The following is a 25,726-nucleotide window of genomic DNA, read 5'->3' as shown; positions in this document are numbered from 1 at the left end:
TTCGTGCGCTCGGTTCCGTCCAGCGTAGGGGAAGGTCAGGCGCCGTTCCTCGGGGCCCACATGATCAGCGCCATCCCGGCGAGGCAGACGAGGGCGCCCGCCACGTCCCACCGGTCGGGGCGGTAGCCGTCGGCCACCATGCCCCACAGGATCGAACCGGCGACGAAGATCCCGCCGTAGGCGGCGAGGATGCGGCCGAAGTGCGCGTCGGGCTGGAAGGTGGCGACGAACCCGTACGCGCCGAGCGCGAGCACGCCGCCGGCGGCCCACAGCCAGCCCCGGTGCTCCCGCACTCCCTGCCAGACCAGCCAGGCACCACCGATCTCGAAGAGGGCGGCGACGACGAAGAGGGCGGCGGAGCGCAGGACGAGGGGCATGGGGGCAGCTTCGCACGCGGGTCCGGCGGCCGTGGCGGGAGGCTTGACCGGATCCGGCCCCCGCCGGGACCCCCTGCGGCGACGGTGTCGGCGGGGCGAGCCGCCTGACCTGGGGCGGAGCGGTCGGCGGAGGGCCGGTCCGGGGGCCGTTCGCGGGTGCGTGCCCGCGCCGGGGCGGGCCGTCGCCCGGCTCGGCAGGGGGCGGAATACCTCCGGGGCGGGGACCGTTCAGGGGGGTATAGTTGAACAGTCAACAACTTGGAGGGTGAGCGACCATGCAGTTCGGGATCTTCAGCGTCGGCGACGTCACGCCGGACCCCACCACCGGCCGGACGCCGACCGAGCGCGAGCGCATCAAGGCCATGGTCGCCATCGCGCTGAAGGCCGAGGAGGTCGGCCTGGACGTCTTCGCGACCGGCGAGCACCACAACCCGCCGTTCGTGCCGTCGTCGCCGACCACCATGCTCGGCTACATAGCCGCACGCACCGAGCGCCTCGTCCTGTCCACCTCCACCACCCTGATCACCACCAACGACCCGGTGAAGATCGCCGAGGACTTCGCGATGCTCCAGCAGCTCGCGGACGGCCGCGTCGACCTCATGATGGGCCGCGGCAACACCGGCCCGGTCTACCCCTGGTTCGGCAAGGACATCCGCGAGGGCATCGACCTGGCCATCGAGAACTACGCCCTGCTGCACCGGCTGTGGCGCGAGGACGTGGTGAACTGGGAGGGCAAGTTCCGCACGCCGCTCCAGGGGTTCACCTCCACCCCCCGCCCGCTGGACGGCGTACCGCCGTTCGTCTGGCACGGCTCCATCCGCTCGCCGGAAATAGCCGAGCTGGCTGCCTACTTCGGCGACGGCTTCTTCCACAACAACATCTTCTGGCCCGCCGACCACACCAAGCGGATGATCGAGCTGTACCGCTCCCGCTACGCCCACTACGGGCACGGCACCGCCGAGCAGGCGATCGTCGGCCTCGGCGGCCAGGTGTTCATGCGGAAGAACTCCCAGGACGCGGTGCGCGAGTTCCGCCCCTACTTCGACAACGCGCCGGTGTACGGCCACGGGCCCTCCCTGGAGGACTTCACCGACCAGACCCCGCTGACCGTGGGCTCCCCGCAGCAGGTCATCGAGAAGACCCTGGCCTTCCGCGAGTACGCCGGCGACTACCAGCGCCAGCTGTTCCTGATGGACCACGCCGGGCTGCCGCTGAAGACCGTCCTCGAACAGCTCGACCTGCTCGGCGAGGAGGTCGTGCCGGTGCTGCGCGAGGAGTTCGCCAAGGGCCGCCCGGCCGACGTGCCGGACGCCCCGACCCACACGTCCCTGCTGGCCGCCGCGGCAGAAACGACTTCCCAGGAGGTGAGCACCGCATGAAGCTCGTCGTCGTCTCTGCGGGACTGAGCGTCCCGTCCTCCACCCGGCTGCTCGGCGACCGGCTGGCCGCCGCGACCGCCGCGCGCACGGGCGCGGACGTCCGGGTGATCGAGGTGCGCGACCTCGCCGTCGCCATCGCGCACAACCTCACCAGCGGCTTCCCCGGCCCCGCCCTGGCCGAGGCGCTGGACGCGGTGGCCGGGGCGGACGGGCTGGTCGTCGTCACCCCGGTGTTCTCGGCGTCGTACAGCGGACTGTTCAAGTCCTTCTTCGACGTGCTCGGGGCGCGCGACAAGGACGCCCTGGCCGGCAAGCCGGTGCTGGTCGCCGCCACCGGCGGCACCGCCCGCCACTCGATGGTCCTGGACCACGCCCTGCGGCCCCTCTTCTCCTACCTGCGGGCCGTCGTCGTCCCCACCGGCGTCTACGCCGCCTCCGAGGACTGGGGCGCGCAGGGGCTGCCCGAGCGGATCGAACGGGCCGCGGGCGAACTGGCGGCCCTGATGACCGGGAGCCCGGCGCAGCGGCACCGGGCCGCACCGGGGCCCGCGGCGGACGACCTGGCCGTGGTCCCGTTCGCGGAGCAGCTGGCCCGGCTCCGTGGCTGAGGGAGCGGAGGCAGCTCCGTGACCGAGGGCCCGGAGGCGGCGGAGCCGGAGGTCCGGGTCCGGGGCTACGGAGCCCAGGTTCCGGACCCGAGGTTCCGTACCCCAGTGCGAGCCGGGGTGGGGCCGGCGGTGGGTGAGAGGACGGTAGGCGCCTGCCGCCGGTTGCGTCCGGGACGGTGAGAGACGGGTAAAAAGGGGTGATCGTAGGCCTGCTCGCCCCGTTCGCCCCGCTGTGACCTTGGCAGACTGGGCGCGTGCCTCAGACTGTGCTGCTCGCCGAAGACGACCGCGCCATCCGCCACGCCCTGGAGCGGGCCCTGACCCTGGAAGGCTACGAGGTGACGGCAGTGGCCGACGGCGTCGAGGCGCTCGCGCAGGCGCACAAGACCCCGCCGGACATCCTCGTCCTGGACGTGATGATGCCGGGCATCGACGGCCTCCAGGTCTGCCGGGTGCTGCGCGCGGAGGGCGACCGCACCCCGATCCTCATGCTGACCGCCCTGGTGGAGACCGCCGACCGGATCGCCGGACTGGACGCGGGCGCCGACGACTACGTCGTGAAGCCCTTCGACGTGGAGGAGGTCTTCGCCCGGCTCCGCGCCCTGCTGCGCCGCACCAGCCCGGCCCCCGCGGGCCCGGCCGCCCCCGCCGCCGAGGAGGCGCCGGCGAAGGCGCCGCAGCTGCCCGAGCGGCAGGTCGAGGCGGCCGGGATCCGCATGGACCTCCAGGCCCGCCGGGTGTGGCGCGGCACCCGCGAAGTCGAGCTGACCCGCACCGAGTTCGAACTCCTCGAACTCCTCGTCCGCAACGCCGGCATCGTCCTCGACCACTCCACCATCTACGACCGCATCTGGGGCTACGACTTCGGCCCCGGCTCCAAGAACCTCGCCGTCTACGTCGGCTACCTGCGCCGCAAGCTCGACGAACCGGGCGCCCCGCAGCTCATCCACACCGTCCGCGGTGTCGGGTACGTGCTGCGGGAGGACTGAGTGGGCCGCCTGACGCGGCTGACGGACCGGCCGCGGCCCCGGCTCTCGTCGCTGCGGACCACGTTCGCGGTGTCGTTCGCCGCGGTGACCGCCGCCGTCACCATCCTCGTGGGCATCCTGTCGTACAACTCCGCCGCCCGCCTGGTGCGCGTGGACCAGCAGTCGGTGTTCACCCAGGTCGTCCAGGACGTCCAGGACGAGGTGCGGCGCTACGACCGTACGCCCGAGGACTTCTCCTCCTCCCGCCCCGGCCACGAGGTAGTCCGCCCCAGCCGCACCGACGTCCAGGTGCTCGGCGCGCAGGGCCAGATCGTCGACCACGGCAGCCCGCAACTGCCCGTCACCTCCGACGACCGGGCCGTCGCGTCCGACGCCGTGGCCGGGAAGACCATCGAGTACACGGACGTGCCCGTCGCCGACGACGTGTACCGCATCGCCACCGTCGCGCTCGGCGACGGTCGCGGCGCCGTGCAGGTCGCCCAGGAGTTCAGTGACACAGAGGACCTGCTGCGCGCGCTCCAGCAGCGCACGCTGATCCTGATGGCGATCGTCGTCATCGCGGCCGGCCTGTGCGGCTGGTGGCTGGCCCGCCGCATCACCCGCCGGCTGGTCGTCCTCACCTCCGCCGCCGAGGGCGTCGCCCGCACCCGGCGGCTCGGCGTCCAGGTGCCGGTCACCGGGTACGACGAGGTGGGCCGCCTCGGCCGCTCCTTCGACCGCATGCTCGGCCGCCTCGCCCAGTCCGAGGAGGACCAGCGCCGCCTGGTGCAGGACGCCGGCCACGAACTGCGCACCCCGCTCACCTCGCTGCGGACCAACATCTCGCTGCTGCGCCGCATCGACGAACTGCCGCCCGCCTCCCGCGAGGAACTGGTCGCCGACCTCTCCCAGGAGGCCCGCGAACTGACCGACCTCGTCAACGAGCTGGTCGACCTGGCCGCCGGGCAGTCCGACAGCGAGCCGCCGCAGCGCGTCGACCTCGCCGACATCGCCGAGGACGTCGCGGGTCTGACCCGCCGCCGCACCGGACGCGACATCGTGGTCCGCGCGAGCGGCGACACGACGACCGACGGCCGGCCGGCCATGCTCCAGCGGGCCGTCTCCAACCTCGTGGAGAACGCGGCCAAGTTCGACCGCGGCGGCACGGCGCCCATCGAGATCGCCGTCCTCGGGCCCGCCCGGCCGGGCACCGTGCGCGTCGAGGTCCTCGACCGGGGGCCCGGCATCGCGGAGGGCGACCTGATCCGTGTCTTCGACCGCTTCTACCGCGCCGCCGACGCCCGCTCCCTGCCCGGCTCGGGGCTCGGCCTGTCCATCGTGCGGGAGGTCGCCATCGCCCACGGGGGCGCGCCGTTCGCCTCCCGGCGCGAGGGCGGCGGCGCCGTGATCGGCTTCACCGTGGGCGCCGAACGGGAACGGGACCGTGAAAGGGACCGGGAGCGGGACCGCGACCGGGGGCACCACGGGGGCAAGGGGACGCCGAGCGGGCCGCGCGGTGGGGCCTGAGGGGCTTTGCGGGCGGCGGGCCTGAGGGCGGTGGGCCCGCGCGGGCGGGCCTGCGGGCCAACGGGGCCTGAGGGGCAGCGGGGCCTGAGGGGCAGCGGGGCCTGGGGAGCAGCGGGGCCTGGGGTCCGGCCGGCCCGCTCGGTCGGCCCGGCGCCGTCGGCTACTGCCTCGCCCAGCGCTGGGAGGCCTTCCCGGACGTGCAGGGCGTGGCCGACACGTTGCCGCCGAAGCCGATGTCCAGGCAGCCGCCGTTGAAGACGCTGACCAGCGTGCTCCCGGCCCCCGCGCGCCACAGCCGCGGGCTTCCGCCGTCGCAGGCGCCCACGAACACGCTCTGCCCGCTGAAGTTCGCGCTCAGACACTGACCGCTCTGCTTGCCGACCAGCTGGAAGGCGCCGCCGGAGGCGCTGCGGACGGTCCACGCCGCGGTCGAGTCCGCGCAGTCACCGGTGGACGCCGCCGAGTACTGGCTGGTCAGGCACTTTCCGGAGTCGCCGTTTTTGTAGAGGTGGGCGCCGCCGGACGAGGGCGTGCCGCCGGATCCACCGCCGGCCGAGCCACCCGAGCCGCTGCCGGAACCGGAACCGGGACCGGAGCTGCTGCCGGAGCCGTTGCCCGAACCCGAACCGGACCCCGAGCCGGACCCTGACCCGTTCCCGCCGCCTTTCCCGCCGTCGTTCCCGCTTCCGGACCCCGACCCGGACCCCGATCCGCCGCCGTGGTCCGCGCCACCGCCGCCACCGCCACCGCCACCAGCTGAGTCGCGGCTGCCCGAGCCCGCCGGGGCGTTGCCGTCCTTGCCGTCCTTCCCGTCCTTCCCGTTCCTGTCGTTCTTGCCGGGTGTGGCGGAACCGGACTTCGCGGGTCCGGCCGTACCCGAGCCCGACGTGGACGCGGTCGGTACGGCCCCGGCGCTCGCGGAGGACCGGACGGACGGGCTGCCGCCGGCCTGGGGCCCGCCGGACGAGTGCGGGAGGAACTGGACGGCGGTGGTCGCGCCGGCCGCGACGACGACGGGGATCACGGCGAGCAGGATCCGGTTGCGGCGGCGGTGCTCCTTCCGCGGGCCGGACCGCGCGGGTTCCCCGGCCCCGGGCTCCCCGGCCCCGGGCTCCCCGGCCCCGGGCTCCCCGGCCCCGGGTTCCTTCGCGGCCCCGGGGCCCGCCGGTGTCCCCGGCTTCCCCGGAGTCCCGGGTCCCTGCTGAGCACCGGGTTCCGGGGGCGTGTGCGGTGCGGTCCGCAGCGCCTCGGCCGCCGGGACCCGGACCGAGAACGCCGCCCGCTCGGAGAGCACCGCCGTGACCGCCTCGGGCCACAGCGGCTCCGTGAACGGGCCCTCGGCATCGGCGAGCCGCACCAGTTCGGCGGCGGTGGGACGGCCTTCGGGGTCCTTGTCCAGACAGGAGACGACGACGTCGGCGAGAGCCGGGTCGCGCTCGCGGAGCCGCTGGAGGTCGGGCTCGTCGTGGACGATGCGGTAGAGGAGGTCGAGGCCCGCGCCCTCGCCGAAGGGCGAACTCCCGCTCACCGCGTACGCGATCAGCGCGCCCAGTGCGAACACGTCGGCCGCACCGGTCAGCGTCCGCGCACCCGAGGCCTGTTCGGGCGACATGTAGGCGGGGGTGCCGACCACCATCCCGGTCTTGGTCAGGCGGCTCTGGTCGGCGGCGCGGGCGACGCCGAAGTCGATGAGGGTGCAGCCGTCGAGGGTCAGCATCACGTTCGACGGCTTGAGGTCCCGGTGCACCATGTCCAGCTCGTGCACCGTGCGCAGCGCCGAGGCGGCCTCGCGCAGCAGCAGCCACAGCGCGTCGCCGGGCAGCCCGTCCGGGTGCAGCCCGACGGCCTCGTTCAGGGTGAGGCCGGGGACGTAGGCGGTGGCGAGCCAGGGCGGCTTCGCCTCCCGGTCGCTGGCCAGCAGCGGCGCGGTGGCGTGCTCGGGCAGCCGGGAGAGGTTGTCGAGTTCGTGTCCGAAGTGCCGTAGGAACCCCTGGTCCTCGGCGAGCAGGGGGAGGACCTGTTTGACGGCGGCGTACCGTCCCTCGTGCACCCCGAGGTAGACCCGGCCCATGCCGCCCGCGCCGAGCTTGCCCACCAGCGGGATCCCGCCGATGCGGAGGGGATCCTCCGCCTGGAGCGGTTCGGCGCCGCTGCCGAGCAGATCGACGCCGCCTCCCCGTGTCTCTCCGCCTCCCCGCGCCGCTCCGCTCCCCGCGCGCTCCTCGTCGTTCGCGGCGCTGTTCGCGGCGTTGTCCGCGTCGCCGCCGGCCGTACTGTTCCCGTGTCCCCCGGACCCCGTCATGGGCCGAAGGCTACCGAAAGTGAAATCGTGCGTCAGCGCGGGGACTTGGCCGTGGTGTCGGCGGGAGCGTCCGGGGTGGAGCGCCGGGTGCGGCGGGTGAAGGACGGCAGCGCGGGCGGCGTGAGGAACCCCTCGGCGCGGGCGCTGGCGATGCCGATGCGCGGGATGTCGGCGCTCTTGGCGAACAGCAGGAACCGCGGCTCCCACACCGGCCGGTACTTGGCGTTGGCGCGGTACAGGGACTCGATCTGCCACCAGCGGGAGAAGAAGGTGAGCACCGAACGCCACAGCCGCAGTACCGGGCCCGCCCCGAGCCGCGCCCCGCGTTCGAAGACCGAGCGGAACATCGCGAAGTTGAGCGAGACCCGCTGTACGCCGATCTCGCCCGCGCGCAACAGGAGTTCGACGACCATGAACTCCATCAGGCCGTTCTCGCTGTCACGGTCGCGGCGCATCAGGTCCAGCGACAGACCCTGCTCGCCCCACGGTACGAAGCTCAGCAGCGCGCGTGGTTCGCCGTCCGCGTCCCGGCACTCCAGCATCACGCAGCGGCCGTCGCCCGGGTCGCCGAGGCGGCCGAGCGCCATGGAGAAGCCGCGCTCGGTGGCGCCGTCGCGCCACTGGTCGGCACGCTCGACGAGCAGCGCCATCTCGTCGTCCGGGATGTCCTCGTGGCGGCGGATGGTCACGGTGTAACCGGCCCGGCGGACCCGGTTGTGGGCCTGCCGCACGACGCGCATCGCACGCCCGTCGAGGCTGAAGTCGGCGACGTCGACGATGGCCTCGTCGCCCAGTTCGAGGGCGTCCATGCCGTGCCGGGCGTAGATGGTGCCGGCCTCCTCGCTCGCGCCCATGACGGCGGGCGTCCAGGCGTGCAGGCGGGCCTCGGACAGCCAGGCGTCGATGGCGCCGGGCCAGGCCTCCGGGTCGCCGATCGGGTCGCCGGAGGCGAGGCTGACCTCGCCGACGACGCGGTAGGTGACGGCGGCCTTGCCGGTGGGGGAGAAGATGGCGGCCTTGTCGCGGCGCAGCGCGAAGTAGCCGAGGGAGTCGCGGTCGCCGTGCCGGTCGAGCAGGTCGCGCAGCCGCGCCTCGTCCTCCTCGCCGAGCAGGGCCAGGCCCCGGGGCGAGCGGAAGCAGACGTACAGGACCAGCAGGAAGGTCGCCGCCATCAGGAGGTTGATGATGATGTCCACCCAGCGGGGCGCGTGCACGGCGGGCACGCGGTCGGCGAGCGGGCCGACGCTGACGCTGCGCAGCAGGGCGTAGGTGACCTTGTCGGTGAGGGGCGCGCCGGACACCTTGTTGGTGGCGTCGACGAGCCAGGTGCCGAGGCCGCCGCTGAAGAGGATGCCGCCCGCGCCGACGGCCAGGGCGAGCCGCGGGTTGGCTCGGTCGCCGATGGCGTTGAACTCGGACCGGCCGAGCAGCAGCGCGGCCACGAACAGCCCGGTGAGGGCGGCGGAGAGCCAGTTGAACAGGTGGTCCTGGTAGCGGTCCTGGGTGAGCGCGAGCACGTACAGCGCGAACAGGGGTCCGGCGAACAGCAGGTTGAGCAGCCAGGCCGCCCGCTTCCGGCGCCGCATCACCATGGCCAGGAACAGCGCGAGCACCGCCGAGACCAGGCCGGCGGTGGCCAGGTACGGCGTGAAGAACTCGCCGCCGTTGTGCTCGTGCACCTCCTCGCGGAACGGCAGTGAGAGCACCGCGACGATGTTGAGGACCGCGAGCGCCCGCAGGTACCAGACGGTGGCCGCGGCGGCACCCGCCCGTAGCCGGGGGCCGGGGGACAGGCGCGGGGACGGGCGGGAATCGCGCTGCGCGGGGATGAGGACGGACTGCCGTGCGGGCATGGGTGACACGTCACCTCGGGGAGGGCCGCCGCGGGGGCGGAGAGGGAGTGGGAGCGGGCTGAGGGGTGACCCTACAACGTGTAGGGTAGCGGAGCCGGGCGTACTGCGGTTCCCCACTGTCGCGGGAAAAGGTAAGGAACCGGTGGGCCCGCGCTTACTCGCCGGTGCCGGGGTGGTGAACCGGGGGTGCGGCGCCGTCCGCGTCGCCGGCGCCGCCGTCGCCGGTGCTCTGCGGTGGAGGGTCCTGCGGGTGCCCGGAGCCGTGGCCGGAGGGGTCCTGGCCGCCGGAGCCGGGGCTGGTGGGGTCTCGGTCGGCGGAGTCGTGGCCGTGGCGGCCCCGGTCGGTGGCCAGGGCCGCGTTCCTGCGGGGGGCCGTGAGGATCCACGCCAGGTTCCCCGCCGCCGCGCCGGCCGCGACCGTCGCGACGATCACGCCCGCCGTGGCGAAACCGTCGTTGAACAGGTGTGGGTGCTGGGCGAGGCTGTGCAGCCCGAACCCGCACAGCTCGTACACGCCGACGGCGGCCACCACGAGGCTCACGACGAGGACCGCGACCGTGGGTGCGAGTCCGCGCTCCGCCTCCTTGCCGAGCGGTGCGCCGGGCGCCGGGCAGTGCGCTTGCTGCATGGATCCCCCTCGACGGTTGGTCGGCGAGCCGGACCCTACAGTACGTAGTGCCGTACGCGGAGGGAAACCGGCGGCCGTCGCAAAGGGGGCGGTGCGCGGCGAACCGGGCGGAAGCTCCACTGATCGCCCGGCGGCAGGCAGCCCCGCCGTGGCGGAGCGGGGCGCTGGGGGCCGCAGGGGAGACGTCCCCGCGCGTCACTTCCGGCCCGCGCGGGCCAGCGCCCGGACGACGGCCTGTTCGTCCTGCCCGAGCAGGGCCTTCTCCAGGCTGTGGTCGTCCGAGCGGGAGAAGAGCTCGCCGCGCGCCACGTCGTCCTTGCCCAGCACGCGCCCGCACCACTCCCCCCGGCCCGCGGTGTGCTCGTCGAACGGTACGGAGGCGCCCTCCCCGAGCACGACCCACCCGTCGCCGCTCCAGCGCAGGGCGAGCAGATAGGTGTGGCCGGTCTCCAGGCGCGGGGCGTCCCCGGCCGTCCGCTTGATCCGCGTGTCGCTCTGCCGCAGCACGCGCCACCCGGGGGCCACCATGTCGAAGCTCCGGCCCAGCGACTGCCGGGGCCGGCCGGTGGACCACAGGAGCCGGTCCGTACGGAACGTCACCTTGCGGTCGAGGTCGTAGCGGACCGGGCCCTTGGTGTAGTCCTGGCGGCCGGTGTCCTCCTGGTGTACGGGAGAGGCCACCACGACGTGGTCGGCCTGCGTGACCCAGTCACGGGCGGTCTGGTCCGGATAGGTGTGGTCGGGGACGCCGCAACCGACGACCGTGTCCAGCCCCGCCGAGCCGACGAAGACACCCCCGGCGATGCCGGCCAACGCCAGGCACAAGGCGACGACCGACGTCGTCCGTCTCACTCCGCACTCCCCGATGCGTTCCCCGGGCCGCCGCGGGACGGCCCCTCCCGGTGCCGCTCGCGGGCGGCACCCCTCGCGGCCGTGGTCGGCGGCCGCAGCCGTCATGATCACATGAGGGCCGCCGTCTGTACACCGGCGGCGGCTCGATGTACACCGGCGGCGGCCTGCCGAGTTCCTCGGCGGCCGACGGGTTCCCCGTGGCCTTGGCCTCCCCGTGGCCTTGGCCTCCCCGCGGCCTCGGCCTCCCCGCGGTCTCGGCCTCTCCGGTCCGCCGTGTCGGTCCGGCGGGTGGCGGCGGCAGACGGCATTTCGTTGAACACTGTATTTGTGCCGCTTGAATAATGCCCCTGGAGATCCATTCTTTCCCGTCCCGGTCGTCAGGCAAACGGCTTGCATTCGATCGCTTTGATCGTTCTTCCCGTATGCCCGTTTCATCCGTCCCCCAGGAAGTTTCAGTACGTGTGATGTAGACCATGAACATCCTTCCTGTTGACGGCTTTTGACGCCGCGTGATTGCGTGCTCACCTGGGATTTCGAAAGGGGGTGAATTCGAATGAACAACATCGAGGAGACCACCGAGGTCGTCGCGGCCGCTGAGGTCGACGAGGAGCTCGACTTCGAGCAGGTGACGCTCAACGAGCAGCTTGCTTTCGTCAACCGCTGTTAATGCGGTGGCGCGCCGGGTTCGCGGTCCGTCCATTGCATTCGGACTGCGGACCCGGCCATTGAACGGAAAACGGGGAGCGGTGAAATGAGCGTCACGACAGTGTTTGCCCTCGATGCGATGCCGCTCACGCGTGATCTCCATCTTCCGGTGGACTACAGTGCTCGCTTCGTCGCCGAGGGCGTTCTGGCTCCCCTGTTCGCCGGCGGGCCCGGCGCAGGGTCCGCGGTCGAGGCATCCCCCCGCGAGGGTGGTGCGCGGTGGCGGGTGCGGCTCGACGAGGGTCTGCACTGGTCGGACGGTGCGCCCCTGCGGGCGGTGGACGCCGTGCGTGGAATCGCGCACGCGTTCAGGCGCGGATCGAATGCCGCCGTGACATTCCTCGACCACTCCGGTGAATCCGCCCCCGTGGTCGCGATCGACGAACACACCGTTGAATACCGGTTCCGGCGGCCGATCAATTTCGCGCCCGATTTGCTGTCCGTTCCGGACTTCGCGCCGCGTCGCCGCACGCAGGGGGAAGCCCTGTCCGGTGGTGTCGCGCTCGGCCCCTATGTCGTGCAACGGTGGCGGGACCGGGAAATCGTGCTCTCGCGCAATCCGTGCTGGGAACAGCCGGATCCGTGCCCGGACGAGCTGCGTTTCACCTGTATCGCCGAACCCGCGGAGGCCGTCCGTTCCTATCTGGGCGGCGAGATCGACATGACGGCGACCACCGGGTTCGGAGTGAGAGAGGCCGCAGAATTCGCGGATCATCCGCACGGAGTCCGGCGTCCCATAGCCGTCCACGGATCGCTCGACTTCGGAAGAAGAGCCCCGGGGTTTCTGCACGCGCCACAAGCCCGGCGGGCCTTGGCCGGGCTCATCGACCGGGCCGCCCTGGGCTCGGCCACGCAGGGGCTGACCCGGCCGTGGCTTCCCTCCTCCGGCGTCTGGGAATCCGTCGGCCCGGCCGACCGGGACGCGCTGCGTCGAGCGGCCGGAGACGGACTGGACATCGCCTACTCGGCATTCGCCCCCAACGCGGAGGCGGTGACCGAACTGGCCGCACAGCTCAGGGCCGCGCTGGGCGTCGCCGTCACCACCACCGAGCTGACTTTCGCGCAGTACGTGCGGGCGTCGGCCGACCGGGACTTCTGCCTCCTGTACGCCCTGACCTCGCCCGTCTTCGACCACCCGGCAGGATCCCTGTCCTTCTGGCGCTCGAGTGGCCGTGCCGCCCGGCAGAGTGCCTTCGCCGACGAACGCTTCGACGAGTTGCTCGATCTGGCGGAGGCCTGCGAGGACCCCGCCGAGGCCGAGCGGCGCTGGCGGGCGGCCGAGGAGCGGTGGTGGTGGACGGTGCCCAAGATCCCCCTGGTCCAGGTGTGCGCGTGGTTCCTCTGCTCACCGAACCTGGCCGGCGCCCGGATCGATGCGGACGGCCTCCTCAGGTTCGAGCGGCTGCTCGACCGGTCGCCGTCACCCCGGCGCGGGCCCCTGGCCCACGCCCGCCCTGCCTAGTCCAGGTCCCTCAGCCTCATCCCCGTACCGGAGACACAGTGCATCGAGCGACACCCGCCGAAGTGTGGCTGGCCTTCCCGCCTCTGGTCGACACCAACTTCGGAAGCTTCTACCCGTCGACCGCGGTGCTGGCCGCCTACCTCGGCCAGGCCGGCGTTCCCAGTGAACAGACCGACCTCAACGAAGAGTTCGCCGTATGGCTGCTCGACCGGGCGCGTGCCCAGGGCGGCCGGCTGCCCGAGGTCGGCCCGGAGACCATGGCGGGTGCCGCGGCACGCTGGCTGTCGCGTTCCCCAGAGCGCGTGTTCGACTCCGGTGGGCGGCACGACTTCGGTCCCGACTCGCCGTACGGCTACGTGGTGCGCCTGCTGTCCACGCCCTACCTGGTCGACCCGGACGAGAGAGTGCTGGGGCCGCTGGACCACGACGACGCCGTCGTGGGCGCGTACGACGCCTTCTACGCGCAGGCGGACCTCCGCAGCCGCATCGGCGAGGAGGTGTCGCTGGTCGGTGTCTCGGTGCCGATGGGCCCCCAGCTGCTGCCCGCCCTCCTGCTCGCCGAGCACGTCAAGAGCCTGAGGCCGGACGTACGCGTAGTGGTGGGCGGTCCGGCCGTGAGCCTGATGGACGCCGCCGACCTCGACCGCCTCCTGACCCACCACCCCCACATCGACTGCGTCGTGCGCTTCGACGGCGAGCACCCCCTGCTGGCGCTCGCCGAGCAGACCCGGCGGGGCGACTGGCAGCCCGCCCTGGTGTCCGGCGCCAGCTATGCGGACGGCGAGGGTGTGACCCACCACAACGCTCCTGCCCCGGGCCCGGACATCAACAGACTGCCGGCGCCCCTGTACCCGAGAAAGGCCCTGGACCGGCTTGCCGCGCCCGCGCTCGCGGTGACTCAGGCCCGCGGCTGCTACTGGGGCAAATGCGACTACTGCGACTTCATCGAGCTGTACGACGGCAGCCCGCCGTTCCGGGGGCGGCACCCTGACGGCTTCGTCGACGAACTCGCCACGCTGGTGGAGGAGTTCGGCGTCTCGCGGTTCACGTTCATCACCGAGTCCATTCCCCCGGCCTTCGCCCGCCGGGTCTGCCGCGCTCTGATCGACCGGAAACTCCGGATCACCTGGAACTCCTTCGCCATGGTGGACCGCAGGTTCGACCGTGAGCTGCTCGCCCTCATGGCGGAGGCCGGGTGCGAGTTCCTCGTCGTCGGCATGGAGACGACGATCACCAGGGTGCTCAAGCTGGTCCACAAATCGGCCGACCGCGAGGAGAACCTCCGTTTCCTCCGCGACGCCCGCGAGGTGGGCCTCCCCCTCATCGTCAACCTCATCCCGGACCTGCCGACCACCACGTACGACGAGGCGTTGCGGGCGCTGGACGACGTCCGGGACTTCGCCGGCTCGCTGCTCTCCGTCTCCGTGTTCCCCTTCGAGGCGACCAGGTCCTCCAACGTGGGCCGCGACCCCGAGCAGTTCGGCCTCACCGTGGGCCCCGCGGTCCAGACCTCCGGGCAGGCGCAGTACGCGCTCAACCACCTGCAGAACGTCGATCCGGCGATGACGCGGGAACAGCGTGCGGACGTCCACCGGCGCTACCGGGAGTTCGCGGAAGAGGTGAACAGCCGCGGCTACCGCCCTGCTCGTGCGGCGGCCGGCCGGCCGGACGAAGCGTTCCGCCTCGCCGTCGAGGACCTCGACGTCCTGGAGTCGGAGGGCGCCGTGGTGTGCACCAACATGAGGACCCGGGAGCAGATCCGGGTTCCTTCCAAGGCCGTGCGCATCCTGCGGCCGTACCTGGACGGGGCGCCCTTCACGATGCGGCAGCTGACCGAACGCGCCGGTGAGCGAGTGGGCGGAGCACTGTTCTCCAACCTGACCAGGGCGGGCATGCTGACCGAGGCCGCGAAGGGCGCGGGAGGACACGATGCCCGGCCGTGAGGTCAGACTCGTCGAGAGCGTCCAGGTGTACACCCACGCCGGCGGCATGCTGCTCGTGCAGGGCACCGAGGCGCTGCGGATCCGCTCTGCCGACTCCCCGGTCGCCGACGCGGTACGGCGGCTGCGTACCGGAGCCGACCGCGACGCGCTGGCCGGCGGAGCGTCCGCACCCGCGGTCCGCCGGCTCGTGGAGCACCTGGACACGCTCGGCTGGCTCACGGCCGAACCCCCCTACGCGGAACAGGGCGTCCCGTGGGACCGCCAGGTCGGGTGGCTGACATCGGTGACGCCCGACGGGCAGCGCGCCCAGGACCGCCTGCGTACCTGCTCCGTGGCGGTCCTCGGCGTCGGCGGCATCGGCGCGCTGGCCGCCCAGCACTTCGCCGGTGCGGGCGTGCCGGAGCTGTGGTTGATCGACCACGACGAGGTCGCCGTGCACAACCTCAACCGGCAGTACCTGTTCACCACCGCCGACGTCGGCGAGGCGAAGGTGACGGCTGCGGCACGCGCGCTGCGGGCCGTGAATGCCGACATGCGTCTGCACACCGTGCGACGCAAGGTGGTCTCCCCCGAGGACCTCGACGTCCTTCCGGGCTCCCTCGACCTGCTGGTGGTCGCCGCCGACCAGCCGCGCACCGTCTGGGACACCGCCTGGGCGTGGGCCGAGCGCACCGCGACGCCTCTCATCGGCGGGGCGGTCGGGCTCGGCAGCGGCTACTGGGGGCCACTTCTCGACCCGGCCGCGGGCCACTGCTGGCGCTGCTTCGAGCGGCGCAGGGTGTCGGGGTTCAGCGCCGAGGAACGGTCGCTGGAGAACGACGGAACGCCCACCGCCCACTCCTTCGGTCCGACCAACTCCCTCGTCGCGGCGCTGGTCGCCCGCGACGCACTGCTCTTCCTCGGCACAGGCGACTGCGCGGTCCGCGGACGGCGCCTGGTCCTTGATGTGCTCGGAGCGGGCGGGCCCGTCGCGACGACGGGCGACGCGACCTGCGCCGGCAAGGAGTCGACCCTGCACGGAACGGGACAGGACACATGATCATCCTCGGCATCTCCGCGCTCTACCACGACTCCGCGTGCGCCGTCATGATCGACGGCGAGGTCGTCTCCGCCGCGCAGGAGGAACGCTTCACCCGGACCCGGTTCGACCCCGCCATGCCGGTGCGGGCGGTGCGGGCCTGCCTGCGCGACGCGGGTGTCCGCATCACCGACGTGGAGCACGTGGCCTACTACGAGCAGCCGGAGCGCAAGCTCGGCCGCCAGCTGTGGATGGGCCTGCCGCAGCTGCCCGAGACCTCACCGGCGGCACTCGGCAAGCTGGACGCCGCCCGCCCGTTCCGGCAGATCGAGCAGCTGCTGGGTTTCACCGGCCCGGTGACCGCGGTCGCGCACCACGAGGCCCATGCCGCCAGCGCGTTCTACCAGTCCGGCTTCGACAGCGCCGCGCTGTTCACCGCCGACGCCGTCGGCGAATGGACCACCACCAGCTACGGCCGCGGCGACAAGAACGGCATCGAGCTCTTCGAGGAGGTCAGGTTCCCGCACTCGCTGGGGATCCTCTACAGCGCCGTCACCTCGTACCTCGGGTTCGCCGTCAACAGCGACGAGTACAAGGTGATGGGCCTGGCACCGTACGGCACCCCCCGCCACGTCGACCTGCTGCGTCGCCTGGTGGCCGACCAGGACGGCGGGCAGTTCCGGCTCGACCTCGACCACTTCGACCTGAGCGGCAACGGGCCCATGTACACGGACAGCCTCTGCACGCTCCTCGGCCGTCCCGCAAGGAGCCCCGAGTCGGAGGTAGAGGGTTTCCACACCGACGTCGCGGCCAGTCTGCAGACGCTGGTCGAGGAGCTCCTCCTCCGCAAGCTGGAGCATCTGCACCGGGTGACGGGCAGTCCTCGCCTCGGTTACGCCGGCGGCGTCGCGCTCAACTGCGTGGCGAACCGGCGCATCCGCGAACAGGGGCCGTTCGAGGAGATCTTCGTCCAGCCGGCCGCGGGCGACTCGGGAGGTGCCATCGGCGCCGCCGCCATGGTCCACCACCGGCTGACCGGGGAGTTCAGCCCCCGCAGGCTCACCGACGCACGGCTCGGTCCGGCCGGCTCCACCGCACCCGCACGCGACTGGATGCGCCGGGCCGGCGTGCCGGCCCTGGACTTCGCGGGCGACGAAGCCGGGCTGCTCGCCCACACCGCCGGGCTCCTGGCGGACGGTGCGGTCATCGGCTGGTACCAGGGACGGATGGAGTTCGGGCCCCGCGCGCTCGGCGCGCGCTCGATCCTGGCCGACCCCCGTGACCCCGGGATGCGGGACAAGATCAACGCCCTGGTCAAGAAGCGCGAGGCGTTCCGTCCCTTCGCCCCCGCCGTGGTGGCCGAGCGCTGCGCGGAGTTCTTCGATCTCGCGGAGCCCTCGCCCTTCATGCTCGACACCACCACCGTGCGGCACGGGAGCGAACTGCCCGCCATCACCCACGTCGACGGGAGCGCGCGCGTGCAGACCGTCGACCGGTCCGACGCGCCGCGCTTCCACGGACTGCTCACCGCGTTCGGGAGCCTCACCGGCTTCCCGATCCTGCTGAACACGTCGTTCAACATGCGTGGTGAGCCCATCGTCTGCTCGCCCGCCGACGCCCTGACGTGTTTCGTCCGCTCGAACCTCGACGCCCTGGTGCTCGGCGACCAGGTCATCGCCCGCGCCGACGTGCCGCCGCACTGGCCGGGCCTGCTCGACGACCTGCTGCCCTATCGGCGACCGCCGATCAGCCGCGACGTGTACACCTTCCTGTAGGAGCCGATCGTGAATCACCCGGAAGAGCGCCTCGCGGCCCGCGCCGACAACCTGGCCCGCCTGCTGTCGGACGAGCGGGGCGCGGAGATCCTCGCCGAACTGCAGAAGCTGGCGCTCGTCACCGGCTCCCGGCAAGCGGCCGCGAACGGACCGCGGGCGACCGCGGGAACCGAGCCGGACGCCGCGGCGGTGGGCCCCTGGGACGTGGTCCACACCGACGGCACCACCATCATGCGCCGCCGCCCCCTGCCCGTGGACGAGGCCCGCACCTGGGCCGACGTGGCGGACATCGCCCTGAGCGATACGGCCGAGCGAGTCGTCCTGCTCGGCGAATCCAGCGCCCGGGGCTTCCTTCTCGACCCCGTCTTCAATCCCGCCCTCGCCCTGCAACGCCGACTGGACGACGCCGCGCCGGGCGCCCACCAGTGCATCGACCTCGCCCAGACCGGGCAGAGCCTGCGCGAGCTGATGACCCTCGTCGGCCGACTGCCGGCGCTGCGCCCGGACGTGATCGTCGTCTACGCCGGCAACAACTGGGTGCTGCCCCAGCACACCCCGGCACACCTCGACCTGCTGGCCACGTCTTTGCGCAACGGCGACTACGCCACCATGCGTGACGCCTTCCTCGATGGGATCGTCGCTCCCGAAGCCCAGCGGCTGCTGAACCGGCTCGCACAGGTGGCGCGGTCCTGCGAGGCCCGTGTCGTCCTGGTCGTGCCGGAGTTCAACCTGCGCGGCTGGACACCCGACCCGGAGCTGGAGTTCCCCCCGCTGGCTCCGGACGACCTCACCCGGTGGTCCGGGCTGCGCCGACGGGCAGAAGACGCCCGGGCCCGGGGCGAGGCGGCGTCGGTGCTCACGCTCACCGAGGAGATGGCCGCCCTCGACCGGGGACTCAGCCCCGCCACGGGCTGGCTGCGCGCATCGGCCGCCCGGACGCTCGGCCGTACCGCCGACGAGGAACGTGCCCTGGAAGCGGCCAGGGACGCCGCCGCCGGCCTGCTGACCACCCACACGCCCCGCGTCACCTCCGCGCTGCGGGCCGCGATGGCGGACACCGGTGCGAGGCTCGGCTTCCGCTGCGTCGACCTGGGCGCCCTCCTGCGCCACCGGTCACCGCACGCGCTGCCGGAGCCGTCGTACTTCCTCGACTACTGCCACCTCAGCGATCAGGGCATCGAGCTCCTGGCCGCCGCGGTCACCGACGCGGTCCGCGGGCTGCCCGAGGGCACCACCGCGCCGGGCCCCGGGGCACCCGGGACGGCCAGGGCCATGTCGTTCCTGCTGGCCGCCGTGCACAACAGCTTCTACGGGCAGCCCGAGGAGCGCGTGGCGGAGCTGGCCCGCGCCGCCGTGCGCGGTGTGCCCGAGACGGCACAGGCCCTTCACGACGTGCTCGAAGCCGACGGGCCGGTGTGGACGCACCCGGCGGTCAAGACCCTGGTCGCCGACCCTCAGGCGAACCGCTACCTCGCTCCCATGCTGACCCGGCAGGCGGAGACGCTGGGCATGTGGTCGCTCAGGACGTGCCTGCGGCGCGAGATCGGCCGCGTCCCGCGGCCCGGTGCTCCCGGACGCGCGAACGGAGCAGAGCGGGCACCGGGCCCGCAAGCCCGGCCCGGCCCGACGGACCTGCTGGCCGCGGTGGAACAGGGGCTCATCGACGGCGCCTTCCGGCCCCCCAACCACCTGCCCGAGCGCAGCTACCTGCAGTGCTTCGGACGGACGAGCACCCTCGTCCTCGAACTGCCGCAGGCCGTGTCCGGGGAGGTGACCCTCGTGTACCGCACTCCCGAGACCATCGACCGCACGGCAGCGGCCGCAGTCCTCGCCAACGGAACCGAGATCGGCAAGTTGCCCGCGGCGATGGGCGGTTGGCGGTGCCTGCGGCTCGCGGTCCCCGCATCCGCGGTCCGGCCGGGCGGCAACCGGCTCGTGATTCACTGGCCCCTCGGTGGCGCGCGGTGGCAGGCGAGGCGCACTTCCGACGCCGCGGCCCTGGCACGATCGGAATTCCCCATGGTGCTGCCCGTCCAAGGCGAACTGTTCGAAGCGGTCTTCGCCCCGCATACGACAACCGACGCGTAAGGAACCACCTTGTCGACCGTGTCCCCCGAAGACGCGACAACCGCGCGCAGAGATCTGGCCGACACCGGGTTCTTCCGGCTGTGGGCCGGGGAGTCCATCTCCTTGGCGGGCAGCCAGATCACGCTGTTCGCACTGCCCCTGGTCGCGGTCCTCACCCTGGACGCCGACGCCTGGGACATGGGGCTCCTCGGCGCCGCGGGGTCGCTGGCCGTCCTGCTGCTGGGCCCGTCCATCGGTGTGTGGGTGGACCGGACGGACCGCAGGGCCGTCATGCAGGTCGCGAACCTCCTCAGGTTCCTGCTCCTGCTGACGATTCCGGTCGCCTACCTGGTCGACGCGCTGAACATATGGCTGCTGCTGGTCGTGGCGTTCGCGGTCGGCGGGCTCTCCCTGGTCTTCGACGCGGCGATGTCGAGCTACCTGCCGTCGCTGGTCGGCAGCAGCCGTCTGGTCAGGGCCAACTCCTGGATGCAGAGCACGGCTTCGGTCGCCGACACCGCGGGGCCCGGCCTGGCCGGCCTGCTGGTCCAGTTCCTCGGCGCGCCACTGGCCGTCGCGGCGGACGCGGTGAGCTATCTCGGCAGCTCCCTGGCCCTGGCCTCGTTGCCCAAGGCACCGTCGCCCAAGGGGGAGGAACACGAGGAGGAGCGGCATCTCCAGGCGATCGTCTCCGGCTTCCGGCTCGTGCTCCGCGACAGGGTCCAGCGGCCGATGGCCCTCGCCGCCGCCCACTTCAACCTCTTCGCGACCATGTTCTTCACCGTCTACATGCTGTACGTGATCAAGGTCCTGGGGTTCAGCCCGCTGGCGGTGGGACTCCTCAACGTCGCGGGAGGCGTGGGCGGACTCGCCGGTGCCTGGGCCGCCGGCCGGGTCGCCGAGCGCTTCGGCTACGGGCCCGTGCTCACCGCGGTGTACGCGGTTCCGGGCGCCGCGATCCTCCTGGTTCCTGCCGCACAGCCCTTCGGCAAGGGGGTGGCCGGGGCCCTGGTCGCGGTCTCCACGGCCCTGTGGGCCTTCGCCCTGCTCATCAACCTGATCCTCAGCGAGACCATCAAGCAGGCCCTGGTCCCTTCGGCCCTGCTCGGACGGGTCACCTCCATCATCCGCGTCGTCAGCTGGGGCATCGAACCGCTGGGTGCCCTGCTGGGGGGATGGATCGCCAGTTCGCTGCTCAGCTACCGCGGCACATTGGCCCTGTCCGGCCTCGGCATCCTGACCTCGGCGCTCTGGCCCCTGTTCAGCCGTGTCCGGACCCTGCGCACCCTGCCGGACAGCGAAGAGGCCACGCCGAAGGAGCAGGAGGACGGCCTGACGGGCCAGGCAGTGTGACGACAACGGTCCGGGGTGCGGGCCGGCAGCGCGGTGAGCCCGAGCGTGGCGGGGCGCGGTAGCCCGCCGTCGAACTCAGGCGCCGAGGCGTACGCCCGCCATCCCGGCTCTGCAGCCCGGGGGCAGGGGCCACGACCGCCACCACCCCAGCTCAGGGCCACACCAAGCAATACGGCTGATGCCCCGCCTCATGCAACCGATGGCTGAAGTCCTGCCACTCGTGCAGCGATTGGACACGGCGGGGCGCTGACCTGGTGCTTCTCGGTGAAATGTGCCTTGACCTGCGGAAACTTGTCCCGGTAGTTCTCACGGGGCACCGCCGTTTTCCGGGCTCATGTGCCCTGGATGTGCCCTTGGGCCTCTTACCAGAGGGCACCCTGCTCGCTCGACGGACCGGTACTTGGCGGCTTCGCCGCCGCGCTCACTCGGGTCTTGGTGTTGATGGCACGAGGTTCCGTCGTCACGGCGCCCGACTCACGTAGCTGTCGGACGGCCGTGATCACTTGGGCGGGCCGGTAGACGGTCTCCAAGAGGGTGTAGCGCTGGAGTTCCGGGACGGTTCGCCCCTTGGGCGCTTCGGATATGAAGTCGTACAGGATCCGTCGGAGTGGAGCCGTGTCCGGTTCGAATACGAGATCCAGCATCTGCTGTTCGGTGTCCCTGGGGTCGCGGTAGCGGACGCCGTAGGAAGGATCCACCTTCCACATGGCGTCCTTCATCTTCTCCAGTCCTCGCTCGTGCTGGGTGCCGAAGATCAGGTAAAGCTTCCTGCCGCCCTCGTCGACCATCTCGAAGTACAGCGTGTGCGTGAAACCGGCCTGGCGCAGCGTGGCCCGGTATTGCTCGCGCAGGAACGTGAACTTGTGCGAGGAGGGTTGCCGGAATACGTCTTGCCACTCCCGGCTGCCGAAGGCTTCGTCGCCGAGTTGCCGGTGGCCGTCGTGCCTCTCGGCGAACCGGGTGAGGAAGGCAGGTTCGAAGGTGACCATGACTTCGGTGCTTCGGTAGCGACCGAGTTCATGCAGGAGCGAGTACGGGATGTCGGGCCCACCGAAGCTGTCCAGGAGGACGAAGAGGGGCTTGCCCAGCCTGCCGGTGCTCTGCAGTTTCCTCAGGAGGGCCGGGTGGAAGTCTCCCTGCTCGATGTCGACCGACAGACGTGCAGTGACGTCGTCCGCATGCCTCGATTGAGCGAGGGTCATCTGGCGCTGCAATTCTTCTACCCGTCGGGGGTCTTCTTCCATGAGGACCAGCCGCATGCGCTTCGGGGAACGGTGCAGAGCGCGGGCGAAGACCTCATAGGCGACGATGGGAGATCCGGGCTCGCCCTGCTTGTAGACGCCGGCCCCCGCGAACCCTTCCGCGTATGTGATCACGTCGTTCCGTGACAGCAGAATCGGCGCCCACGCTTCCAGGTACTGCTTGAGTAAGTCGTGTTTGGCGGCAGTGTGCGGATCGCGTTCCCACACGGCATCCTTCGGTACGGCCATGACCGCTCCCCCTACTCCCCATACGGCCCCGCTGGGGAGAGGGTCACACAACGTTGCCATATGCCACCAGAGCGCGTACGGGGTTCGTTGGAGATTGGCCGTTACTGCACTGCTGCCACGCGCAGCCGGGGCGGCATCTGGTCCCACGTGATGCCGGCGAGCTCACGGCCTCCAGACTTGGGGGTGCGGCCACCCCACTGCTTGAAGAAGAACGGCACGTGGGCGTTGTTGCAGGCATCGCGGATCTCGACCAGCCATTCCTCATGCACGGGGCGGTGCTGGGGGCCGGATTCGCCACCTGCGATCACCCAACCGACGCCGTCCAGGCGCAAACCTGTCAGAGGGCCGAGCAATGGTTCGCAGGACAAGAACCGCACTGCGGCTGGCACCTGCCGCAAGTCAGCAATGCGATCCAGGTGATCCGCGTTCTCGACGGAGACGCCCATCCAGAGGTTGGGAGGCCAGTCGAGTTGGCCTGCCAGTCGCCGGAGCCTGCGGGCCCTCTTCGTCAGGAGTTGATAGGTGTGCTGTGGAGTGTCGGCGATTACCTGGAAGACCTGCTGTACGAAGTCCAAGGGCACCTTGGCGTGGAACAGGTCGCTCATTGAGTTGACGAAGACCATGCGGGGGGTCTTCCACTGACGGGGGATGGCCAGCGTGTCCGGATGGAGGGTGAGGCCGAAGCCGGGACCGGAAGTCCTGGGGTCACCGTCGGCTTGGTACTTCGCCACCCCCATCGCCTTGAGGCGTCTGGATAACGTCAGGGCGTAGCAGTTGTCGCACCCGGGAGAGATGCGATCGCAACCGGTGGTCGGATTCCAGGTCGCCTCAGTCCACTCGATGGTGCTGCGATCGCCCATGGGTCCCCTCCCGTAGCAGTTGGGCAAGGGCCACCAGCGCTTGCCCACTCTGCGCTTCGACTGCGCTGCCTAACGAGCGACGTACCGAACTGGCACGCGACCGTGCCCATCTTTCAGGTCGAACGCACGTTCTGTGAAGAGGGTGTCTCCTGCGTGGCTGTCGGAGTCAGGCAGCCGTGGCAGGGCGGGGTTCGCCGTGGAAGACCTGTCGGGCGTGCCAGTCACAGTGAGCTGCGGCAACAGGGCGCGAGCCGGGCTGTGGCCCGATGAGGGGGCGGCCCGCGAGGGCTATGACGTACTCGCGGGCGGCGGGACTGTGACCGACGAAGCGCTGCGAGACCAGGATGCGTTGATCGTCCCCCACCCTGAGGACGCCCTTGTCGAAGAGCTTGTGGTGCAGAGAGCACAGGCACAGCCCGTTCTCGATGTCGTCGGGGCCTCCGAACGCCCACCATCGCACGTGGGCGGCCTCCAGCCCGACCGGCACCGAGCCGATCCTGCCGTCGTATCCGCAGAAGGCGCACCGGTACTCGTAGGCGGTCAGCACCAGCTCGCATCCTCCGGTCCCGCTGCCAGCGTACCGCCGAGAGCCGCTCGGCCTCCGCCGGTTCCAGGTCCAGGCCGACGGCTTCGCACACTTCCCCGTGTAGAGAGGGCGGGAAGTGCAGGTCGAGCAGCAGTCGGGTCATTCTGCCGAGCAGGTCCGGTTCACGGCGCAGGGCCGCTCTCAGGTCCGGTGCGAGCTGCCCGGTGGCGCCCGTCTCGCGGAGGTCCCGTACCCCGCTGCCGGGGCTGCCCGGTCCGCGATCGGTGCGTACTTCCCATACGCCGTCGCTGACCAGGTGGTGGAAGGGGTAGGTCGGTGTCGTCCTGTTGGGTGGGCCGTACTCGGTCAGCAGGCGTTGCAGGTCCTGCTCCACCGCGGTGTACCGCAGACCGCCGTCGGCGTCCTCCCGGAACCGGCCGAGGGCGTACAGGAGCAGCAGCGGCTTGTGCGGAGCGCGGGTACCGCTCCTGGTCCACTGCCTCAGCTTCGCTATCCGCTCCAGCCAGTCCATGGCGGCTGATCGTAGACGGGGCCTGCCCGCACACGTGTGGACACTGCTCAGGACGGCTGCATGTCTGTGAGGTTCCCCCGCTGCGCGGGAGTGGCTGACTAGCAGGTCAGGGCGGATTGACGTGGTTTCAGGTTCACTTGTTCGGCCGCTGCCCGGCTGGCGTAATGCTTCTCCTCGTACTCGATCGGGCTGAGGTAGCCGAGCCGTTTCTGGATGCGGCGGGGGTTGTAGAAGCCGTCGATGTACTCGAAGAGCGCGAGGTTCGCTTCGGCCCTGGTGGCGAAGACCCGGCCGCGGATGCACTCGGTCTTGATGACCATCCACAGGTCCTCCGCGAGGGCATTGTCGAACGAGTCGCCGACCGAGCCCATGGACGCCTGGATCCCGGCCCTGACCAGGCGTGTCGTGAGCTTCACGGACGTGTACTGACAGCCGTGGTCGGCGTGGTGGACGAGTTCGCCGGGCGCGACTTCGCGGCTGGCCAGGGCATACTCCAGCGAAGTGAGGACCAGGTCGGCGTCCGCCCGGGCGGAGGTTTCCCAGGCCACCACCCGGCGGGAGAATGCGTCCCGGATCGCGGACAGCCACAACGGCCCCTCCAGCGTCGTGACCATGGTCAGGTCGGTGACCCACAACCGGTTCGGTCCGTCCGCGGTGAAGTCACGTTGCACCAGGTCAGGGGCGAGGTCGGCGTCAGGGTCACGGCGGGTGAAACCCTTGCCCCGGCGGGGGCTGATCCCTGCGAGGCCGGCCTGGCGCATGAGCCGTTCGACACGCTTGCGGCCGACATGGACGCCCTCACGCTTGAGGACGGCGTGCACACGGGGTGAGCCGTAGATCCCGCCGGAATCGGCGTGGACCTGCCGGATCATGCCCGTCAGCTCGGCGTCCCGGCGGTGCCGCTCGCACGGCTCGGTCGCGGCCTGGCGCCAGCGGTAGTAGGTGGATGAGGGGATGGAAAGTTCCCGGAGTACGGGCTCGACCCCCAGGTGCGGGTGCTCGTCGAGGAGCGCTCTCACCTGGGCCGGGTCGGGTCGAGCTGGGCCGCGAAAAAAGCCGAGGCCGTCCGCAGGACCTCGTTCGCCCGTCGCAGTTCCCGCACCTCGCGCCGCAGCTGAGCCAGCTCGTCCTTCTCCTCGGTGGTGAGCATGTCGTTCCGTTCGCCGGCGTCGGCCTCGGCCTGGCGGATCCAGTTGCGCAGGGCCTCGTGGTGCACACCGAGTTCCTCGGCCATGCGGCGGATCACGGGCTTCGGCTCGGCGGTCCTGTACATCCGGACCGCACGCTCACGCAACTCCAGCGGGTACTTCCTCGGTGCAGGCATCGTCTGGGCTCCTCTCGTGAAACCCATCTGACCCTCTGTCACCTCTTCCCGCATCTCGGGGGAACCTCACTGAGAACAGGACGCGGGGGGGGTGCCTCTATGTCTTTCGTCAAGCGAGGCGTGGGGTTCTGGGTTCGTAGAAGGTGCCGTCGCGGAGCATCGCGAACAGCACGTTGA

Annotated in this window: 19 protein-coding genes and 1 pseudogene; 10 read left to right on the top strand and 10 right to left on the bottom strand. The window is 71.5% G+C overall.

Annotation, left to right across the window (positions count from 1 at the left end; translation table 11 throughout):
• Positions 1-35: 35 nt before the first annotated feature.
• Complete coding sequence (locus AB0G56_RS38990; RefSeq protein ID WP_360980058.1) at positions 36-377, bottom strand: YnfA family protein; 342 nt, start codon at positions 375-377, stop codon at positions 36-38.
• Between the two features lie 275 nt (positions 378-652).
• Between AB0G56_RS38990 and AB0G56_RS38985 the strand changes: the two genes are divergently transcribed.
• The 4 genes from AB0G56_RS38985 to AB0G56_RS38970 all read left to right on the top strand — a co-directional run bounded on the left by AB0G56_RS38985 (position 653) and on the right by AB0G56_RS38970 (position 4,859).
• Entirely contained in the window at positions 653-1,756 is a 1,104-nt protein-coding gene (locus tag AB0G56_RS38985; protein WP_360980055.1) for an LLM class flavin-dependent oxidoreductase, read from the top strand.
• Positions 1,753-2,364 (top strand): FMN reductase, encoded by a 612-nt coding sequence (locus AB0G56_RS38980; RefSeq protein ID WP_360980052.1) that lies wholly within the window; start codon positions 1,753-1,755, stop codon positions 2,362-2,364. Before AB0G56_RS38985 ends, AB0G56_RS38980 begins: the two co-directional genes overlap by 4 nt.
• Positions 2,365-2,630: 266 nt before the next feature.
• Positions 2,631-3,353 (top strand): response regulator transcription factor, encoded by a 723-nt coding sequence (locus tag AB0G56_RS38975; protein ID WP_360980085.1) that lies wholly within the window; start codon positions 2,631-2,633, stop codon positions 3,351-3,353.
• The gene (locus AB0G56_RS38970) at positions 3,354-4,859 is read left to right on the top strand and encodes a HAMP domain-containing sensor histidine kinase (protein WP_360980049.1); all 1,506 of its coding nucleotides are present in this window, start codon (positions 3,354-3,356) and stop codon (positions 4,857-4,859) included.
• Positions 4,860-5,019: 160 nt separating this feature from the next.
• Here AB0G56_RS38970 and AB0G56_RS38965 read toward each other — a convergent pair whose 3' ends face one another.
• The 4 genes from AB0G56_RS38965 to AB0G56_RS38950 form a co-directional block, all read right to left on the bottom strand.
• Positions 5,020-7,161: a protein kinase gene (locus tag AB0G56_RS38965; RefSeq protein ID WP_360980046.1), complete on the bottom strand. Its 2,142-nt coding sequence runs from the start codon at positions 7,159-7,161 to the stop codon at positions 5,020-5,022.
• A 32-nt stretch (positions 7,162-7,193) separates the two neighbouring features.
• A complete protein-coding gene (locus AB0G56_RS38960) occupies positions 7,194-9,014 on the bottom strand; it encodes a phosphatidylglycerol lysyltransferase domain-containing protein (protein ID WP_360980043.1) in 1,821 nt (606 codons plus the stop codon).
• Positions 9,015-9,168: 154 nt separating this feature from the next.
• Positions 9,169-9,642: a hypothetical protein gene (locus tag AB0G56_RS38955; protein ID WP_360980040.1), complete on the bottom strand. Its 474-nt coding sequence runs from the start codon at positions 9,640-9,642 to the stop codon at positions 9,169-9,171.
• A gap of 195 nt (positions 9,643-9,837) precedes the next feature.
• Positions 9,838-10,494 (bottom strand): hypothetical protein, encoded by a 657-nt coding sequence (locus tag AB0G56_RS38950; RefSeq protein ID WP_360980037.1) that lies wholly within the window; start codon positions 10,492-10,494, stop codon positions 9,838-9,840.
• An 814-nt stretch (positions 10,495-11,308) separates the two neighbouring features.
• Between AB0G56_RS38950 and AB0G56_RS38945 the strand changes: the two genes are divergently transcribed.
• Genes AB0G56_RS38945 through AB0G56_RS38920 form a run of 6 tightly spaced genes read left to right on the top strand, consistent with a single transcriptional unit; the run spans position 11,309 to position 20,817 of the window.
• Complete coding sequence (locus AB0G56_RS38945) at positions 11,309-12,661, top strand: ABC transporter substrate-binding protein (RefSeq protein ID WP_360980034.1); 1,353 nt, start codon at positions 11,309-11,311, stop codon at positions 12,659-12,661.
• Positions 12,662-12,699: 38 nt separating this feature from the next.
• Positions 12,700-14,604 (top strand): radical SAM protein, encoded by a 1,905-nt coding sequence (locus AB0G56_RS38940; protein ID WP_360980031.1) that lies wholly within the window; start codon positions 12,700-12,702, stop codon positions 14,602-14,604.
• Complete coding sequence (locus AB0G56_RS38935) at positions 14,591-15,643, top strand: ThiF family adenylyltransferase (RefSeq protein ID WP_360980028.1); 1,053 nt, start codon at positions 14,591-14,593, stop codon at positions 15,641-15,643. The genes AB0G56_RS38940 and AB0G56_RS38935 overlap by 14 nt, the downstream gene beginning before the upstream one ends.
• On the top strand, positions 15,640-17,397 hold the full coding sequence (locus AB0G56_RS38930) for a carbamoyltransferase C-terminal domain-containing protein (RefSeq protein ID WP_360980025.1): 1,758 nt from the start codon (positions 15,640-15,642) through the stop codon (positions 17,395-17,397). The genes AB0G56_RS38935 and AB0G56_RS38930 overlap by 4 nt, the downstream gene beginning before the upstream one ends.
• A 9-nt stretch (positions 17,398-17,406) precedes the next feature.
• A complete protein-coding gene (locus tag AB0G56_RS38925) occupies positions 17,407-19,485 on the top strand; it encodes a hypothetical protein (RefSeq protein WP_360980022.1) in 2,079 nt (692 codons plus the stop codon).
• A gap of 18 nt (positions 19,486-19,503) precedes the next feature.
• On the top strand, positions 19,504-20,817 hold the full coding sequence (locus tag AB0G56_RS38920; RefSeq protein ID WP_360980082.1) for an MFS transporter: 1,314 nt from the start codon (positions 19,504-19,506) through the stop codon (positions 20,815-20,817).
• Positions 20,818-21,179: 362 nt separating this feature from the next.
• Here the strand turns inward: AB0G56_RS38920 and AB0G56_RS38915 are convergent, their stop codons facing one another.
• The 5 genes and pseudogenes from AB0G56_RS38915 to AB0G56_RS38895 all read right to left on the bottom strand — a co-directional run bounded on the left by AB0G56_RS38915 (position 21,180) and on the right by AB0G56_RS38895 (position 25,549).
• The gene (locus AB0G56_RS38915) at positions 21,180-22,307 is read right to left on the bottom strand and encodes a three-Cys-motif partner protein TcmP (protein WP_360980019.1); all 1,128 of its coding nucleotides are present in this window, start codon (positions 22,305-22,307) and stop codon (positions 21,180-21,182) included.
• Between the two features lie 101 nt (positions 22,308-22,408).
• The gene (locus AB0G56_RS38910) at positions 22,409-23,167 is read right to left on the bottom strand and encodes a phage Gp37/Gp68 family protein (RefSeq protein WP_360980016.1); all 759 of its coding nucleotides are present in this window, start codon (positions 23,165-23,167) and stop codon (positions 22,409-22,411) included.
• Positions 23,168-23,333: 166 nt separating this feature from the next.
• Positions 23,334-24,225 (bottom strand): annotated as a pseudogene (locus tag AB0G56_RS38905) (phosphorothioated DNA-binding restriction endonuclease).
• Between the two features lie 98 nt (positions 24,226-24,323).
• Positions 24,324-25,244: an IS3 family transposase gene (locus AB0G56_RS38900; protein ID WP_360980013.1), complete on the bottom strand. Its 921-nt coding sequence runs from the start codon at positions 25,242-25,244 to the stop codon at positions 24,324-24,326.
• Complete coding sequence (locus AB0G56_RS38895; protein ID WP_046427525.1) at positions 25,241-25,549, bottom strand: transposase; 309 nt, start codon at positions 25,547-25,549, stop codon at positions 25,241-25,243. Before AB0G56_RS38895 ends, AB0G56_RS38900 begins: the two co-directional genes overlap by 4 nt.
• Positions 25,550-25,726 lie beyond the last annotated feature (177 nt).

The sequence above is a fragment of the Streptomyces sp. NPDC021356 genome, assembly GCF_040641015.1.
GTDB lineage: Bacteria > Actinomycetota > Actinomycetes > Streptomycetales > Streptomycetaceae > Streptomyces.
This window is presented reverse-complemented; position numbering and strand designations above follow the sequence as displayed.

Excerpts from the sequence above, each read along its gene's own strand:
- AB0G56_RS38990 (WP_360980058.1), bottom strand. The coding sequence starts at position 377 with ATGCCCCTCGTCCTGCGCTCCGCCGCCCTCTTCGTCGTCGCCGCCCTC.
- AB0G56_RS38985 (WP_360980055.1), top strand. The coding sequence starts at position 653 with ATGCAGTTCGGGATCTTCAGCGTCGGCGACGTCACGCCGGACCCCACC.
- AB0G56_RS38980 (WP_360980052.1), top strand. The coding sequence starts at position 1,753 with ATGAAGCTCGTCGTCGTCTCTGCGGGACTGAGCGTCCCGTCCTCCACC.
- AB0G56_RS38965 (WP_360980046.1), bottom strand. The coding sequence starts at position 7,161 with ATGACGGGGTCCGGGGGACACGGGAACAGTACGGCCGGCGGCGACGCG.
- AB0G56_RS38960 (WP_360980043.1), bottom strand. The coding sequence starts at position 9,014 with ATGCCCGCACGGCAGTCCGTCCTCATCCCCGCGCAGCGCGATTCCCGC.
- AB0G56_RS38955 (WP_360980040.1), bottom strand. The coding sequence starts at position 9,642 with ATGCAGCAAGCGCACTGCCCGGCGCCCGGCGCACCGCTCGGCAAGGAG.
- AB0G56_RS38935 (WP_360980028.1), top strand. The coding sequence starts at position 14,591 with ATGCCCGGCCGTGAGGTCAGACTCGTCGAGAGCGTCCAGGTGTACACC.
- AB0G56_RS38930 (WP_360980025.1), top strand. The coding sequence starts at position 15,640 with ATGATCATCCTCGGCATCTCCGCGCTCTACCACGACTCCGCGTGCGCC.
- AB0G56_RS38915 (WP_360980019.1), bottom strand. The coding sequence starts at position 22,307 with ATGGCCGTACCGAAGGATGCCGTGTGGGAACGCGATCCGCACACTGCC.
- AB0G56_RS38910 (WP_360980016.1), bottom strand. The coding sequence starts at position 23,167 with ATGGGCGATCGCAGCACCATCGAGTGGACTGAGGCGACCTGGAATCCG.
- AB0G56_RS38895 (WP_046427525.1), bottom strand. The coding sequence starts at position 25,549 with ATGCCTGCACCGAGGAAGTACCCGCTGGAGTTGCGTGAGCGTGCGGTC.